Genomic DNA, 14,446 nt, shown 5'->3' with positions numbered 1-14,446 from the left:
GAGTGTCATGGACATGGCAGCTGCGGGCCGCCGAGGCCATGGGGTCGCGACAATGAGACTTGATGTTCATCGCTCCCTTCCCTGTCACGGTAGACCCCGCGTGCGGGTCGGTCAACGGTGCGCTGCGGCTGGTGACGCGCCGGGTGAGGGAGATGTGGGAACGGCAAGAAGGCTTGACTTACACGGCGGTTCCTGGCTCACTGTGGGGTATGAACGGAGTCCGGAGCGGCGAGGCGGGCGGGCATGTCCTCGGCCTCATCGCGGATCCGGGGATCGCCCACAGCGCCGCCGTCGGCATGGCCGAGGCCGTCGCCGGCGATCTCAGCGCGCTGGCGGGCGGGGGCTGGTCGGTGGACGTCGAGGTCCGCCGGCTGCCGCTGGACCCCTCCGGCGACGTCCCCTTCTTCTCCTATGCCGATCACCTGCGCGAGCAGTCGGGATGGGAGTGGGTCGTGTACCTCACCGAGCTTCCGAGGTTCCGTGCCGAGGGGCCGATGCTCGCGGAGTGCGCCCCGGCCGCGCGGTCCATGATGCTCTCCCTGCCCGCGTTCGGCGCCGTGGGGGTGCGGGCACGGCTGCGCAGGGCCGTCGTCAGGCTGATCGCCGCCGCGGAGACGGGGGAGGCGCCGTCCCGTCCTCGTCTGGGGATGGGCGGGCACGGCGGAGGGCGTGTGCTGCGTCGCTGCGATCCCGAGGACGGCTCCGTCGAGTACCTCGTGCGGACCGGCGTGCGCGCTCTCCTGCCGGCGGTCCTGGGGATCGTGCGGACCAACCGCCCGCTCGGCCTCCTGCCGGCACTGTCGAACTCCCTCGCGCTGGCTGCGGCGACGGGTGCCTTCGGGATCTTCTACGGCTCCATCTGGGCGATGTCCGATGCCCTGTCCCCGGGCAGGCTGGCCTTCATCAGCGCTGCAGTCATCGCACTGCTGGTGGTCTGGCTCCTCGTGCGCAACGGACTGTGGGACACCAGGCGCGGTCTCTCGGCCCGCAGTGAGGTGCTGCTGAGCAACGCCGCGACCGTCCTCACCCTGGTCATCGGCGTGTGCGCGATGCACGCCGTGCTCTTCCTCGTCATGCTCGCGCTCGGTGCAGCGGTCGTGGAGCCCGGCTACCTCGAGACGCAGCTGGGGCACCCGGTGGGGCCGCCGGACTACGCGCAGCTCGCCTGGCTCTCGGCCTCGCTGGGCACGCTGGCGGGTGCGCTCGGCTCCAATTTCAACAGCGAGGAGGCGGTGGCCGAGGCGACCTACAGCCGCAGGGTCCACGAGCGGCGCAGGCTTGCGCAGAAGCTGGAGGGGGCAGATGATGAATCGTGACCGAGCGTGCGTCCGGCGAGGAGGCGCGGTCGAGGGGAGGGGGCGGTGATGGATGACGGGACGTTCTCAGCGGAGGGGATGTTCTCCGGGGATGCCGCGGAGCGCCTCCATGACCTGCTCGTGCGCGACCGTGAGCTCTCCGGCTTCCTCGACGACCTCGCCGCCCTCACGGCGAGGGAGCTGAACGGGGAGACGGAGGTGCTCTGCGGCTTCACCCTGGAGCGGGACCGGCGCAATGCGGCCGTGGGCAGCAGCTCCGCGGAGGCGCGCGCGATGGACGAGGCGCAGGCCGCCTTCGACGAGGGCCCGTGCCTCGAGGCCGAGCGGACCGGGCGACTGATCAGTGTCGAGGACGTGAGGTCCGAGGAGCGCTGGCCGGCCTATATGGCGAAGGTGCGCGGGCACGGCGTCCGCAGCGCCCTCGCGGTGCCCCTGGATCTGAAGGGGGCCGGGCGCGCCGCGATGAACCTCTACGCCAGGCGCCCGGCGGCCTTCGACGACCGGGCGGTGCGGCGGGCGATCGCCTTCGCCGGGCTCGCCGGGAAGGCCATGCGGGTGGCGCTGCGGATCGCCGCGCACGCGGAGAGCGCCGAGCACCGCCGCCGCGCGATGGAGACGCGCGCGGTGGTGGACCTCGCCACCGGAGTGCTCATGGCGCAGATGAAGTGCGGGCAGGAGGAGGCGGTGGCGATGCTCAAGCGGTTCGCCTCGCAGCGCAATGCGAAGCTCGTCCGCCTCGCCGAGGACATCGTGGTGTCCGTGGGCGGACAGGTGCCCGCGGACACCTTCGAGGCGTGACCGGAGTCCTTCGAAGCGCCGCACGGCCCGCAGCGGGCCGGACCGCACCCGCATCCCGGGTCAGAGGCGATCGCTCTCGGACATCGTGCCGGCCCGGGACATGAGGGCCAGGTAGGTCCGCGCGATGGAGCAGCTCGGCACCACCGTCAGCCGCTTCGATCTGGCCTCCCGGACCGCGCGGCCCAGCAGCTCCGTGCAGTGGGCGGCCGCGTCGTCGACCTCGATCGCCTCGCAGTAGACGAACTCCATCTCCTGTCCGCGGATCGCGTAGTGCAGCGAGGCGACGAGGCGTCCGGGCAGGTAGAGGTCGAGCTTCGAAGCTTCGAGGTTGTTCAGCAGGGTATACAAGCGGGGCTCCTTCAGCGGAGTTCCGGCCGACTGCCTGACCAGCGCTTATATTACTCCACCTGCAGTGTGCGCCCAAACTCCCAGCTGCTCGCGGGCGGGTGCGGCCCCTGCCTCACTCCTCGAGCTGCAGGGCGCGCGCCTCGAGTATGCGCTTGGCGAGCGCGCGGGTCTGGTCGCAGTCCTCGGGCGACAGCGTGAGGGCGAACCCCGAGGCGTACTCCTCGAGTGCCAGGAAGACGGTGGTCTTCTCCTCGCGGGTGAGACGTGTCATGCATGCTCCTCGATGCGAGTGCGAGAGCGCGGGGCTCCTGCATGGGGCGGGTGCTGCTTCGCAAAGGTTAGGAAGGTCGGAAGGGGCGGACAAGCCCCCTTCCGCATGCGTGTGCGTGCGTGTATGATACCGGACCCGCGCCTGCCGGCGCCTGCGGAGGCCCGTCAGCCCTCGGACTCCTCGGCAAGCAGGTCCGTGGCCTCCACGCTGCGGTCCTCGACCGTGGTGGGCGCCTCCAGGTGGACGGCTCCGCTGGGGAGGACGGCGGCCCCGCCCCAGCGCGGCATCATCCGCCACTGTGCGAGCACGTCCTCGCCGGCGTGCTCGGGCGGGAGCGTGTCCCAGAAGCCGAAGCCGCCGCTGTCCAGCAGCTTCGCCCTGTCGTAGAGCACGCAGCCGCCCACCCAGGCGATGCGGTAGACGAGGAACGGAGCGTCCCCCAGCTCGGTCTCGGCGGCGAGGTGCGCGAGGTTGGCCGCGCTGTGCAGGCGCCACCGCTCGTGCGCAGGCCCGTCGCGGGGCGCGGCCTCGGGCTCGACGCGGCCCTCCCAGGGCTCGAAGCTCTCCCATTCGCCGGGTCGCCGGTCGCCGAGGAAAGACAGTCCCTGGACCGCGGAGCCCATGAATCCGCAGCCGTGCGCGTCGAGGGCGGTGCGGAGCCGGGAGACCGTCCCGGGCTCGAGCCACACATCGCTGTCGAGGAAGAGCACGAGCCGCGCCCCGGAGGCCTCCAGCAGGTGCTGGCGCTGCTGCGCGAGCCCCCGGCGGGGCAGGTTGCGCAGGCAGCGGACGCGACGGCCCTGCGCGCGCAGGAGCCGGATCATGCCCGCGACCGCGGGCTCCTCCCAGACCGGGGTCGGGGACTGGTCGCTCAGCACCACGTCGAAATCGGCCTCGAGCTGTGCGGCGAGTCCCGAGAGGGTGACCGCGAGCGCGGCCGGGCGCTCGAAGCACGGCACCAGCACCTCGACGTCGGGGGCCGGGTCCGGGCAGCCCCGCGCACCGCCCGGACGGTCCGCCGCCCACTGCGCCGAGCTACGCGCGGGCATCCGAGGCCCTGTGCCCGGCCGCGGGAGCGCGCAGCCGCTCGACGAGCGAGGAGCTCGAGTGCTCGGAGACGTAGTCCATGATGCGCACCCGGCCGCCGTGCGCCTCGACCACGGCCGTCTCCGTGAGCATCTCCGGGGTGTAGTCGCCGCCCTTCGCGTAGACGTCCGGGCGGAGCGCGGCGATGAGGGGCGTGGGGGTGTCCCCGGAGAAGGCCGTCACGTAGTCCACGCAGCTCAGTGCCGCGAGCACTCCGGCCCGGTCGCCCAGGGGATTGAGCGGGCGGTCCGGACCCTTGAGCCTCCGCACGGACTCGTCGTCGTTGACCGCGACGACGAGGACGTCGCCCAGCTGCCTCGCCTTCGCCAGGTAGGAGGTGTGCCCCCGATGCAGGACGTCGAAGCACCCATTGGTGAGGACGATCCGCCGCCCTGCCGCACGGTGCTCCGCGACCGCCTCCACGAGGGCCTCCTGGGTCACGAGCGCATCCCGGAACCCGCCCAGATGCGCTGCGAGGTCCTCGACGGAGCACAGCGAGGTGCCCAGCCGGTGCACCACGACGTCCGCCGCGGCCTGAGCGAGGTCGAGGGACGCGCCCGCCGCCAGTCCCGCGATCCGCGCGAGCGTGAGGGCGGCGACGAAGGTGTCCCCGGCCCCGGAGGCCTGCTTCTCGGTCGCCGGATTCGCCCACGTCCGGTGGGCGGCCCCGCCGGCGTCGAGGAGCACGGCGCCGTCGCGGTCGAGCGTGACGACCACCTCGTGCGCCCCCGTGCGCTCGCGCAGCGCTCCCGCCCGTGCGCCCACCGCGGCCAGGCGCGCGGCTCCGGAGCCCAGCGGCGTCCCGAGGAGCGCCTCCGCCTCGGCCGCGTTCGGCGTGACGAGGTCCGGGCGCATCGGCGCCCAGTGGCCGGGACGGTGCGCGTCGACGACGACGAGCGGCGGCCGCGGACCCTCCGCGAGGCGCTGCGGCAGTCCGGGTGAGTGGACTGCGCCGCCGTAGTCGCACACCACGAGCGCGTCGACGCCGTCTGCGCCCGCCGTCGCCGCCGCGGCCAGGCGGGTGAGCGCCTCGGACCCGGGCCGAGGCGACTGCCCGGTCCGGTCCAGCCGGAACAGCACCTGGTCCTCGACCACGATCCGGGTCTTGGTCGTGGTGCTCCCGTCCCGGCGCAGCAGGAGCGAGGTGTCCACTCCGGCCTCGCCGAGGAGGCGCATGAGATCTGCCCCGGCCTCGTCATCGCCGATCAGCCCGACCATGCGGACCCGCGCTCCCAGCGCGGCGAGGTTCATGGCCGTGTTCGCGGCTCCGCCGGGGACGCGGACCGTGCTGTCCGCATCGACGACGGGTGCCGGTGCCTCGCGGGCGAGCCGGGTGCTCGTGCCGTGGATCCAGACGTCGAGGAGCGGATCGCCGACCACGGCGACGAGCGGGGAGCCGGCGGCGATGCGGCGGGGGAGATCGGGCGCGAGGGCCTCCGCGTCCGCGGCCGTCATCGCCGCTCGCCTCCGAGCACCGGGGTCCCGAGGTGGACCACCGAGCGCGTCGTCATCTCGTCGAGCAGCTCCGGCCCGTAGCCGAAGCCGTCCCCGCTGTCCGCACGGGGCTGTGCGGCTCCGCCGGGGGCGCCACCGAACACGCCGTTGACCTTCATCGTCCCGACCGTGAGCGAGTCCGCGGCCAGCAGCGCATGGTCGAGCCGCGGCGTGAGCACATTCGCAGCGAGGCCGTAGCGGCTCTCCGCCGCGAGGGCGAGGCCCTCCTCGAAGGACCCGACTTCCGCGACCGGCGCGACGGGACCGAACGTCTCCTCCCGCATGACGGTCATCTCCGGCGTGCAGCCGGCGAGCACGGTCGGCGGGTAGTGCGCTCCCGGTCCGGCGGGGACGCGACCGCCGGCGAGCACGCGTGCCCCGGCCTCCGCGGCCGCGCTCACCCGCTCGTGGACCCGCGCGCGGTGGGCGCGGTCGACGAGCGGCTGCGGCGAGTCCGCGGCGACTGCGCGGGCGCGCTCGACGAGGAGGCCGAGCACCTCGCTCGCGAGCTCGCGGTGGAGGAAGATGCGCTCCACCGACGTGCAGATCTGCCCCGCATTGGCGAACGCGCCGAGCGCGGCCTGCTCCGCCGCCCACCCGGGGTCCACCCCGGCATCGACGAGCAGCGCGTCGCTGCCGCCGTTCTCCCTGATCACGTGGGCGCCGTGGCCGGCGGCCGTCGCGGCGATCTCCGCACCCGCGGCGGTCGAGCCCACGTGCGCGACGACGTCCACCCGCGGATCGGCCACGAGCCGGCGTCCGGTCTCCGCGTCTCCGCTCACCGTCAGGAGCACGCTCGGCGGCAGGGCGGAGGCGAGGGCTTCGCCGAACCGGAGGCCGACGCCGGGGCAGCGCTCGCTCGGCTTGTGCACGACGGTGTTGCCGGTCGCCAGGGCCGCCCCGATGAGCCCGAGGGACACCGCGACCGGATCGTTCCAGGGAGTGAGCGCCGCGACCACGCCGCGCGGCCGGGTGACCGTGTAGTCGGCGGCAGGCGCTCGCCCCCTGAGGCTGTGGCCGCGATGCAGCGGCCCGAGTTCCGCATACTGCCGCAGGGTCCCGACGCCGGCGTCCACACCGTCCCGGGCCTCGGCGTCCGGCTTGCCCGTCTCTCTCCGGGTGAGCTCGGCGAGTTCGTGGGCGATCCCGGCCACCGCGTCCGCCGCCTCCCGGAGCAGAGCGCCACGCTCCTCGGCGGGAGTGCGCGCCCATGCGGCCCCGGCCGAGCGCGCGGCGGCGACGGCGGCCGCGGTCTCCCCGAGTCCGGCGGCGGCGACGGTGGTCACGGTCTCTCCGGTGGCGGGGTCGAGTACAGTGATCTCGGTCATGGTGATCCTCCTCGATCGGAAGGCCGGGCGGTGCGATGAGCGGGACGTTCGTGGGTGCGGCGGGCGCACGGTTCGAGGGGGTGCGGCGGATCGCGGTCCTGCGGGGCGGCGGCCTCGGGGACCTCATGTTCGCCCTCCCGGCGTGCGCGGCGCTGGCCGCGGCGTACCCCGGGGCTTCCCTCACCCTGCTCGGCTCCCCGTCCCACCGAGAGCTGCTCGCCGGGCGTCCGGGGCCGGTCGACGAGGTCGTCGTGCCTCCTCCGGCGCACGGCGTGCGCCCCGGACCCGAGGAGCCGGCCGCGCTCGCCGGGTTCTTCGCGGCCATGCGCGCCCGCGAGTTCGACCTCGCGGTGCAGGTGCACGGCGGCGGCCGGAACTCCAATCCGTTCCTGCTGCGGCTGGGAGCCCGGCACACCGCGGGCACGCAGACCGAGGACGCCGCTCCCCTCGAGCGGAACCTGCCCTACCGCTACTACCAGCACGAGACGCTGCGTGCGCTGGAGGTCGCAGGTCTCGCGGGCGCACCTGCACAGAGCCTCGAGGCGCGGCTGACGGTCACCGCCGCGGAGCGCGCGGCGGGGGAGGAGCTGCGGGCTGCGGATGCGCGCGGCACGCTGGTCCTCCATCCCGGTGCGACCGACCCGCGCAGGCGCTGGCCCGCGGAGCGCTTCTGCGCTCTGGCGCGTGCCGCGGCGTCGGAGGGCTGGCAGGTGCTGGTGGTGGGGGACGAGACGGATGCGGCCGCGGGCGAGCGCATCGCGGCGGCGGCCCGGGCGGCGGGAGGGCCCGCAAGCTCCCTGGCCGGGCGCCTCGGCCTCTCCGCGCTCATGGGCGTGCTCGCCGTCGCCACCGTGATGGTGGGCAACGACAGCGGCCCCCGGCACCTGGCCGCCGCTGCGGGCACTCCGACCGTGGGCCTGTACTGGGTGGGGAACTGCCTCAACGCGGGTCCGCTGGGGCGAGGCGGGCATCGGGTGCATCTGTCCTGGGTCATCCGGTGCCCGGTCTGCGGGGTCGACGTCACCCAGGTGGGCTGGACGGCCGAGCGCTGCGAACACGATCCCTCCTATCTCGCGGACATCACCGCGGACGCCGTCTGGGAGGACGCCCGGGCGCTGGCCGCAGGCCGCTGAGTGGCGGCTCCTCGCCGTCCTCACGGCCACGAGTCCTCGTGCTCGTGGGCGATGAGCATCTCGCGGACCTCGGCGCTGCGGGGCTGCGTGAGCGCGAAGACGATGGCCTCGGCGACCCGGGCGGGGTCGTTGAGACGGGAATCGTCCTGCGGCCGGTACCGCTCTTCGCGCTCGTCGAAGAAGTGCGTGCTCATCCCGCCGGGGATCACGTTCGTCACCCCGATCCGACCTGCGGTCTCGGCCGCGAGCGCCTGGCTGAAGCCCCGCACGCCGAACTTCGAGGCGCTGTAGGCCGTGGCCCCCGCCGCTCCCCGCAGTCCCAGCGTCGAGGCGACGGTGACCACCCGCCCCCGCGTGCGCACGAGGTGGGGCAGCGCCGCACGGACCGCGGAGACGGTTCCGAGCAGGTTCACCGTCAGGACGCGCTCCCACCGGGCGGCGGGCACGGCGTCCAGCTCGCCCGGGACGTCGATGCCGGCGGCCGTGACGAGGGCGTCGATGCCGCCGAGGTCCCCGGCCGCCGCCTCCATCGCGCGCTCCACCGCGGAGCGGTCCGCGACGTCGAGCTGCCGGGTCCTGAACCCCTCGGCGGCCGTCGTGTCCAGGTCGAGGACGAACGGGATCCCGCCCGCCCCCTCCACCGCTCGGGCGCATGCCAGCCCGAGGCCGGAGCCTCCGCCGGTGACGACCACCCTGCGATTCTGCATGCTCGTGCCGTCCATGATCGTGTCTCCTCTCGCTGTGTGCGTCGGTCTCACCGGCCCCGTCCCGTCCGCTCACGCTGCGGGGCCGCGGGTGCGGCGCCCAGTGCAGCGGCCAGCGCGGTCGTGGAGCGCGCGGGATGGAAAGGGACCGTGACGGTCTCACCGCCCCAGCCGGCGATCGCGCTCGCCTCGGGCAGGGAGCCCGCGCCGTAGTCGCCGCCCTTGACCCAGACGTCCGGGCGGAGGCGCGCCAGGACGGAGGCCGGCGAATCCTCGTCGAACACCACGACGGCGTCGACGCATCCGAGCGCCTCGAGGAGCTCCGCGCGGTCCCGCTCCCGGATGAGGGGCCTGTCCTCCCCCTTGAGCCTGCGGACGGAGGCGTCGGAGTTCAGGCAGACCACGAGGAAGTCGCCCAGGCGCCGGGCCGCTGCCAGGGTGCGGGCATGGCCGGCGTGGAGCAGGTCGAAGCATCCCCCCGTCGCGACGATCGTGCCGCCGTCCGCGCGGACGGCCGCGAGCCGCTCCTCCCAGACGGGCGGCGTGCCGGCCTCCCCGGAGCGTGCGAGGGCGTCAGGGGCGCCCACACCGCCGGCGGCGAGGAACGCCGAGGCCTCGGCGACGCTCCTCTCGACGGCCATGCCGAGCGACCCGCCGGCGGCGAGGTGCGCGGCCAGGGCACCGGCGAAGCGGTCACCGGCACCGCAGGCGTCTCCGCCGACGGTCCGGGGCACTGGGACGAAGAGGGGCAGCCCGCCCCCGCGTTCGAGCGCCACAGCTCCCGTCCCGCCGAGGGTCACGACGGCGGCTCGGACGGGCCAGGCGCGCAGGACCGCTGCGGCGGCCCGCCCGCCGTCGCGACGGCCCGGCCGGCGGCCGCCGAGGAGGGCGGCGGCCTCACTCGAGTTGGGCGTCGCAGCCGCGGCCCCCTCGACCGGGACGGCACCGCGCGGGTGCGGATCCCAGACGAGCGGGACCTCTGCGGCGCGGGTGCGCAGCGCCGCACGCAGCCCTGCATCCGCGCAGAGGCCGCGGCCGTAGTCCGAGACGAGGACGGCGTCCGCTCCCTCCAGCGCCGTGAGCATCTCATCCGTCACGCAGGGGGGAGGCGCCGCACCGCACCCCTCGTCCATCCGCGCCACCACCTGTCCCCCGGCCAGCAGCCGTCGTTTGACGGGAGTGGGGGCACGCGAGGGGCCGGCGGCGACCCCCACGTCGGGAAGCGAGCCGCGCAGCGCCTCTCCGGCCTCATCGTCCCCGAGCGCGGTGACGAAGGAGACCTCGTGCCCGGCCTCAGCCAGCAGACGGGCGGCGAGTCCGGCACCGCCGGCCCGCTGCCGCGTCTCCTCGACGTCCACGACCGGCACGGGTCCGTCGGGCGAGAGGCGCTGGGCGCTGCCGTGCACATCGGCGTCGAGCAGAGCGTCCCCGACCACGGCGATCCTCATGAGTGCACCACGCTGCGCGCACCCGCGGGCACGGGTGCGGTCCCCGCGCCGGCCTCCGCCCGGAGCGGGGCGAGGCCCTGCCCGACGTCCGGCGTGCGCGCGATCTCCGCGTCGAACACGGTGCACAGGGCGTGGACGGCCATGAGATGGGCCTCCTGCACATTGGGCGCGGGTGCGTCGACGGCGATGACGGACTCGCAGAGGCTCTCGAGCGGGGTCGGACCGGGGCCCGTGAGCGCCCAGGTCCGCACTCCGCGCTCACGGGCGGCCTCCGCGGCACGGAGCAGATTGGGGCTGCGGCCGCTGGTCGTGAGGAGGACCAGGATGTCTCCCGGCCGCGCATGCGCGGCGACCTGCCGGGCGAAGACCTCCTCGTAGCCGTAGTCGTTGCCGATCGCCGTGACGGCGGAGGAGTCCGTGCTCAGCGCGATCGCGGAGAAGGCGGGGCGCTCGCCGGCGAAGCGGCCCACGAGCTCGGAGCTCAGGTGCTGGGCCTCCGCCGCGGAGCCCCCGTTGCCGGCCGTGAGCAGCCGCGCCCCGGTCCTGAGCGCCGCCGCGAGATCGCGGCCCCACGCCCGCAGCACCGGCACCTGCCCGCGCAGCGCGCCGACCGCGCGCACCGCCCCGTCGAGGTGCGCTCCGAGCGCACAGGGCTGGTCAGCGATCCTGCCCTGCCTCGAACCCCGGTCCGTCTGCGCGAGCACGTCGAGGAAGACCGCCTCCGTGCGCTCGGCCACCGCGTCCCATGTGTACTCGGCACGCACGCGGTCGGCGCCGGCGCGGCCCAGTGCCCGCGCGAGCCCGGGGTCCGCGAGGAGGCGCGCGGCCGCCGCGGCGAACGAGTCCGGATCCTGCGGCTCCACGTGGAGGCCCGTCCGCTCGGGCACGACCGTGTCCTGCAGACCGCCCACGCGCGCGGCCACGACGGGGACCCCGCACGCCATCGCCTCGAGAGGGACGATGCCGAAGGGCTCGTACCAGGGGGTGCAGGCGACGAACCGTGCGCTGCGGAGGATCGCGGGGACCCCGGTGCGCGGAGCCTGTCCGCGCAGGACGAGCTTCTCGGCCACCCCCAGATCGCGCGCGAGCTCATGGAGCCGGCGCGCCTCCGGGTCCTCGCGCAGCTCCTCCGCCGAGGCCCCTCCGCCCACCACGTGGAGCTCGACGTCGTCGAAGCCCTCCGCCGCGAGCAGCGGCAGCGCATGGACGACGAGATCGACGCCCTTCCGGGGGACCAGCCGTCCCAGGCACACGATCCGCCGCTTCCCGCCCGTGTCCTCGGCGGGGCCGGCGGTCCCGAACATGCCGAGATCCACCCCGCAGGGGACGACGGCCGTCCGCTCCCGCGGGATGCCCATGGCCTCGAGCTCGCCGACCTCGTCCGAGCACGTCGCGATGATGCGGTCGGCCTCCTGCCCCACGTGCGGCTCGAGCTCGGCCCGTTCCGGCGGGCTCGTGTCGAGCACGCCCTGGTGGCGGCGCTTGACCGTGCCGAGGGCGTGGAAGGTGTGCAGCAGCGGCACCCGGTCGAGCCCCGCGGCGCGCAGGGCGGTGGACGCGGCGAGGCCGGACATCCAGAAGTGGGAGTGGACCACGTCCGGGGCGGAGTCGCGGTGCGCCCGCCAGTGCGCGGCGATGCGCAGGCCCAGCTCCGTCATGTGGGGGAGGAGGTCGTCCTTGGGCACGGGAGCCGCGGGACCGGCGTCCACGTGGACGACGGTGACGCCGCCCTCCGGTCCCACGACCTCGGGCAGGGCGGGGTCGTCGCGTCGGGTGAAGACGGTGACGCGGTGACCGCGCGCGGCCAGGGCCCGTGAGAGCTCCGCGACGTGGACGTTCTGGCCCCCCGCGTCCACTCCGCCGAGGGCGGCCAGCGGGCTCGCGTGCTCGGAGATCATCGAGATGTCCATCGTGCCTCTCCTTCCCGGTGCCGCGGTGCGGCCCCTGGGGATCCGGTGCTGTGGCATGTGCGCTCGGTGCGGGCGCTGGCGGCGGGGAGCAGGGAGTCGAGGAGCTCGTCCCAGTCGCGGAGGAACCGCTCGAGTCCGTAGCGTTCGAGCGCGAAGGCCCGTCCGGCCCGTCCCATCGCCGCGGCCTCCTCGGGTTCGGCGAGCAGCCGCCCGGCCGCCGCGGCCAGTTCGCCCGGATCCGCGGAGACCGTGCCGGCGTCCGGGGGGACGGCGCGGCCGGCCTCGGTGGCGGCGAGGGCGAGCACGGGCATGGCCAGGTGCATCGCCTCGAGCAGCGACAGGCCGAGCGACGTCCAGCGGACGGGATGCAGATAGATCCGGCGGCGGGCCATGAGGCGGTGCAGCTGGCACCGCGGGAGGTCTCCGAGCACGCGGAGGCGGTCCGATCCGAGGCCTGTGGCCTTCTGGAGGTCCTCGGCTCCCATGCCGAACACGTCGATCGGCGATGTGCGCGCGAACTCCGCGAGGAGGTCCGCCCCCGTCACGCGCCAGCGGCGCACGGGCTCGTTGCCCACGAAGGCGAGGCGGGGGATCTCTCCCGTGTAGAGCGGGCCGGGGTCCCGGATGCCGTGCTCGATGACCTCGGCGGGTGCGCTCCCGCTGTCCCACATGAGCCGGTTGAAGTGCGTGACGTGGACGAGGGGGATGTCCCGCTGATCGGCGAGGGGGTGCACGGAGTCCGGCACGTCCCCGCGGGGCGTGTTGTGCTCGACGTAGACGGCGGGCACGTCCCGGCCCGGGGTGCGGCCCAGCAGACGGGCCGCGGCCTCCCGCTCCTCCGGGCGCTGGAGGAGGACCAGGTCGACCTCGGCGTCCGCGAGCTCCTCGGGGCCGAGCTCCCGTGCGGAGGGGGGCCAGTCGCGGCCGCCGCGCCCGAGCCCCCAGGGGCCTCCCCCGGGGAGTGCGGGCAGCAGGTACTCGTGGCGTCCGTGGACGAACGCGTCCGTCCACGAGCCGTGGACGTGCCAGAGGAGGATTCTCATGCGCTTCTCCTGGTGCGGTGAGTGATGCGCTCGACGGCCTCTGCGACGTCCGCGGGCGACACCGAGGCGAGGCAGGGATGGCCGGGCACGGGGCAGTTCCTGGCGCGGGAGTCCCGGCAGGGGGCGGTCTGATCGCCGAGCAGCTCGACCGGGACTCCGTGCGGGGCCCAGCGGACGGGAGGGACGACGGGGGAGAAGAGGCTCACGACGGCAGTCCCCACCGCCGCCGCCAGGTGCGCGGGGCCGGTGTTCCCGGTGACGAGGCAGGCTGCCCGGGAGAGCACCTCCGCGGTGCCGCGCAGGCCGGTGCGGCCGCCCAGGTCGATGCCGTGCCTGCCGGCGACGGCGGCGGTGAGGTCTGCCTCCGCCGGTCCGCCGGTGACCGCGACGGTCCAGCCGCGCTCTGCGAGCAGGTCGACGGCCGCACGGCTGCGCTCCGGAGGCCACATGCGGGCGGGGGCCGAGGCGCCCGGATGGAGGACGAGGTAGGGTGCGGCCGGATCCGGCCCGCCGGCCGCGGCCGCGGTCCCGAAGTACGCCCCGGCGGGATCGGCGATCCGCATGAGCCCGGAATCGTCCGCCGGGAGCTGGAAGCCCGCCGCAGCGGAGATCCGCAGAGCCCTCGCGACCTCGTGCTGGTCCTCGGGGAAGTCCTCTCCGGGGCGCAGGCGCACATCGAGCAGGCTCCCGGCGAAGTCCACGGAGGCGCCGGTGATGCGCGGCACCCCCGCCGTGCGGAGCACGAGGGCCAGCGGCAGCGGAGACTGGTGGAAGGACGTGAAGATCACGGCCTCGTCGAAGCCGCCCGCCGCGATGCGGCGCCGCAGGTCCTCCACGTGCCCGGCGTCGGCGGCCGGCGAGGGCACGAGGGTCCACGGACTCGCCCAGCACTCGAGCGCGTCCGGTTCCGGGAGCAGGCGGGCGGCGGCGAGGCCCTGTGGGCCGCACAGCAGGGTCAGCTCCGCCACCTCCGGATCGGCGGCGATGGCGCGCAGGGCGGGCTCGGTGACGAGGACGTCCCCTGCGCTGTCGAGCCGTGCGGCCAGCACGCGCCTCATGGCCGTCCCTCCGTCCTCAGCGCGAGGAGGACGGCTCCGGGCAGATCGGCGGCCACGGCGGGGGCGGCCTCCACCTCCGCGGGGAGCGTGACGGAGGTGGGGACGAGGACGCCGCGGCAGCCGGCCGCCGCTGCCGCGCCCATGTCGGCGCCGATGTCGCCGATCATGACGGTCTCGGCCGCGCGCACTCCGAGCCGGGAGACGGCGCTCAGCAGCATCCCCGGTCGCGGCTTGCGGCAGCCGCAGCCGTCCCCGGGGGCGTGCGGGCACATCTCCCACACGTCGAACGGGCCCAGGAGCTCCGCGACCCGTGCGTTGACCGCTCGTGCCTGTTCCGCCGTGAGGAGGCCGCGCCGGATGCCCGACTGGTTCGTGACGACGCCGAGGCGGACTCCATGGGTGCGGAGCAGCTCCAGCGCACGGGCGGCTCCCGGCACCGGTTCGACGAGTTCGGGCCGGCCGTTGTACGGCACGTCGCGGATGAGCGTATCGTCGCGGTCGAACAGCAC

At 74.9% G+C, this 14,446-nt stretch carries 14 protein-coding genes and 1 pseudogene; 3 read left to right on the top strand and 12 right to left on the bottom strand.

All coding sequences use genetic code 11. The annotated features are described in order from the left end of the window. Window positions 1–209 precede the first annotated feature (209 nt). Window positions 210–1,316, top strand: coding sequence for a hypothetical protein (locus K318_RS0105485; RefSeq protein WP_051297592.1), 1,107 nt, complete (start codon window positions 210–212; stop codon window positions 1,314–1,316). 48 nt (window positions 1,317–1,364) lie between these two features. Then, the gene (locus K318_RS0105480; RefSeq protein ID WP_051297591.1) at window positions 1,365–2,114 is read left to right on the top strand and encodes a GAF and ANTAR domain-containing protein; all 750 of its coding nucleotides are present in this window, start codon (window positions 1,365–1,367) and stop codon (window positions 2,112–2,114) included. Between the two features lie 60 nt (window positions 2,115–2,174). Here the strand turns inward: K318_RS0105480 and K318_RS0105475 are convergent, their stop codons facing one another. The 5 genes from K318_RS0105475 to K318_RS0105455 form a co-directional block, all read right to left on the bottom strand. After that, window positions 2,175–2,462 carry a GNAT family protein gene (locus K318_RS0105475; protein ID WP_029088736.1) on the bottom strand — a complete coding sequence of 96 codons (288 nt, stop codon included), beginning with the start codon at window positions 2,460–2,462 and terminating at the stop codon, window positions 2,175–2,177. Window positions 2,463–2,574: 112 nt separating this feature from the next. Further along, a complete protein-coding gene (locus K318_RS24590; protein ID WP_156913814.1) occupies window positions 2,575–2,733 on the bottom strand; it encodes a hypothetical protein in 159 nt (52 codons plus the stop codon). A gap of 164 nt (window positions 2,734–2,897) precedes the next feature. Further along, complete coding sequence (locus K318_RS0105465; RefSeq protein WP_029088735.1) at window positions 2,898–3,782, bottom strand: glycosyltransferase family 2 protein; 885 nt, start codon at window positions 3,780–3,782, stop codon at window positions 2,898–2,900. After that, window positions 3,769–5,274, bottom strand: a complete 1,506-nt coding sequence (rfaE2, locus tag K318_RS19670) for a D-glycero-beta-D-manno-heptose 1-phosphate adenylyltransferase (RefSeq protein ID WP_051297590.1) — start codon at window positions 5,272–5,274, stop codon at window positions 3,769–3,771. The genes K318_RS0105465 and rfaE2 overlap by 14 nt, the downstream gene beginning before the upstream one ends. Further along, window positions 5,271–6,641 (bottom strand): aldehyde dehydrogenase family protein, encoded by a 1,371-nt coding sequence (locus K318_RS0105455; RefSeq protein WP_035280718.1) that lies wholly within the window; start codon window positions 6,639–6,641, stop codon window positions 5,271–5,273. The genes rfaE2 and K318_RS0105455 overlap by 4 nt, the downstream gene beginning before the upstream one ends. Before the next feature lie 35 nt (window positions 6,642–6,676). On the opposite strand from K318_RS0105455, the gene K318_RS0105450 reads away from it, so the two are divergent. Continuing rightward, a complete protein-coding gene (locus tag K318_RS0105450) occupies window positions 6,677–7,774 on the top strand; it encodes a glycosyltransferase family 9 protein (protein ID WP_035280716.1) in 1,098 nt (365 codons plus the stop codon). Between the two features lie 20 nt (window positions 7,775–7,794). Here the strand turns inward: K318_RS0105450 and K318_RS0105445 are convergent, their stop codons facing one another. From K318_RS0105445 to K318_RS19650, 7 genes and pseudogenes are all read right to left on the bottom strand, one after another. After that, window positions 7,795–8,496 carry an SDR family oxidoreductase gene (locus K318_RS0105445; protein WP_029088733.1) on the bottom strand — a complete coding sequence of 234 codons (702 nt, stop codon included), beginning with the start codon at window positions 8,494–8,496 and terminating at the stop codon, window positions 7,795–7,797. Window positions 8,497–8,528: 32 nt separating this feature from the next. Further along, window positions 8,529–9,926, bottom strand: coding sequence for a PfkB family carbohydrate kinase (locus K318_RS19665; protein WP_051297589.1), 1,398 nt, complete (start codon window positions 9,924–9,926; stop codon window positions 8,529–8,531). Next, entirely contained in the window at window positions 9,923–10,510 is a 588-nt protein-coding gene (locus K318_RS25870; protein ID WP_425393438.1) for a D-sedoheptulose-7-phosphate isomerase, read from the bottom strand. The genes K318_RS19665 and K318_RS25870 overlap by 4 nt, the downstream gene beginning before the upstream one ends. 93 nt (window positions 10,511–10,603) lie before the next feature. After that, window positions 10,604–11,836, bottom strand: a pseudogene (locus K318_RS25865) (glycosyltransferase); the annotation flags it as partial. Then, entirely contained in the window at window positions 11,821–12,879 is a 1,059-nt protein-coding gene (locus K318_RS19655; RefSeq protein ID WP_156913812.1) for a glycosyltransferase, read from the bottom strand. The pseudogene K318_RS25865 and the gene K318_RS19655, both read right to left, overlap by 16 nt. Then, window positions 12,876–13,937 carry a glycosyltransferase family 9 protein gene (locus K318_RS0105425; RefSeq protein ID WP_029088732.1) on the bottom strand — a complete coding sequence of 354 codons (1,062 nt, stop codon included), beginning with the start codon at window positions 13,935–13,937 and terminating at the stop codon, window positions 12,876–12,878. The genes K318_RS19655 and K318_RS0105425 overlap by 4 nt, the downstream gene beginning before the upstream one ends. Continuing rightward, entirely contained in the window at window positions 13,934–14,446 is a 513-nt protein-coding gene (locus K318_RS19650; RefSeq protein WP_245579772.1) for a D-glycero-alpha-D-manno-heptose-1,7-bisphosphate 7-phosphatase, read from the bottom strand. The genes K318_RS0105425 and K318_RS19650 overlap by 4 nt, the downstream gene beginning before the upstream one ends.

This window comes from Brevibacterium album DSM 18261 (genome assembly GCF_000426445.1).
Taxonomy (GTDB): domain Bacteria; phylum Actinomycetota; class Actinomycetes; order Actinomycetales; family Brevibacteriaceae; genus Brevibacterium; species Brevibacterium album.
This window is presented reverse-complemented; position numbering and strand designations above follow the sequence as displayed.

Coding starts and splice junctions, on each gene's coding strand:
- K318_RS0105485 (WP_051297592.1), top strand. CDS start 210: ATGAACGGAGTCCGGAGCGGCGAGGCGGGCGGGCATGTCCTCGGCCTC.
- K318_RS0105480 (WP_051297591.1), top strand. CDS start 1,365: ATGGATGACGGGACGTTCTCAGCGGAGGGGATGTTCTCCGGGGATGCC.
- K318_RS24590 (WP_156913814.1), bottom strand. CDS start 2,733: ATGACACGTCTCACCCGCGAGGAGAAGACCACCGTCTTCCTGGCACTC.
- K318_RS0105465 (WP_029088735.1), bottom strand. CDS start 3,782: ATGCCCGCGCGTAGCTCGGCGCAGTGGGCGGCGGACCGTCCGGGCGGT.
- rfaE2 (WP_051297590.1), bottom strand. CDS start 5,274: ATGACGGCCGCGGACGCGGAGGCCCTCGCGCCCGATCTCCCCCGCCGC.
- K318_RS0105455 (WP_035280718.1), bottom strand. CDS start 6,641: ATGACCGAGATCACTGTACTCGACCCCGCCACCGGAGAGACCGTGACC.
- K318_RS0105450 (WP_035280716.1), top strand. CDS start 6,677: ATGAGCGGGACGTTCGTGGGTGCGGCGGGCGCACGGTTCGAGGGGGTG.
- K318_RS0105445 (WP_029088733.1), bottom strand. CDS start 8,496: ATGGACGGCACGAGCATGCAGAATCGCAGGGTGGTCGTCACCGGCGGA.
- K318_RS19665 (WP_051297589.1), bottom strand. CDS start 9,926: ATGAGGATCGCCGTGGTCGGGGACGCTCTGCTCGACGCCGATGTGCAC.
- K318_RS19655 (WP_156913812.1), bottom strand. CDS start 12,879: ATGAGAATCCTCCTCTGGCACGTCCACGGCTCGTGGACGGACGCGTTC.
- K318_RS0105425 (WP_029088732.1), bottom strand. CDS start 13,937: ATGAGGCGCGTGCTGGCCGCACGGCTCGACAGCGCAGGGGACGTCCTC.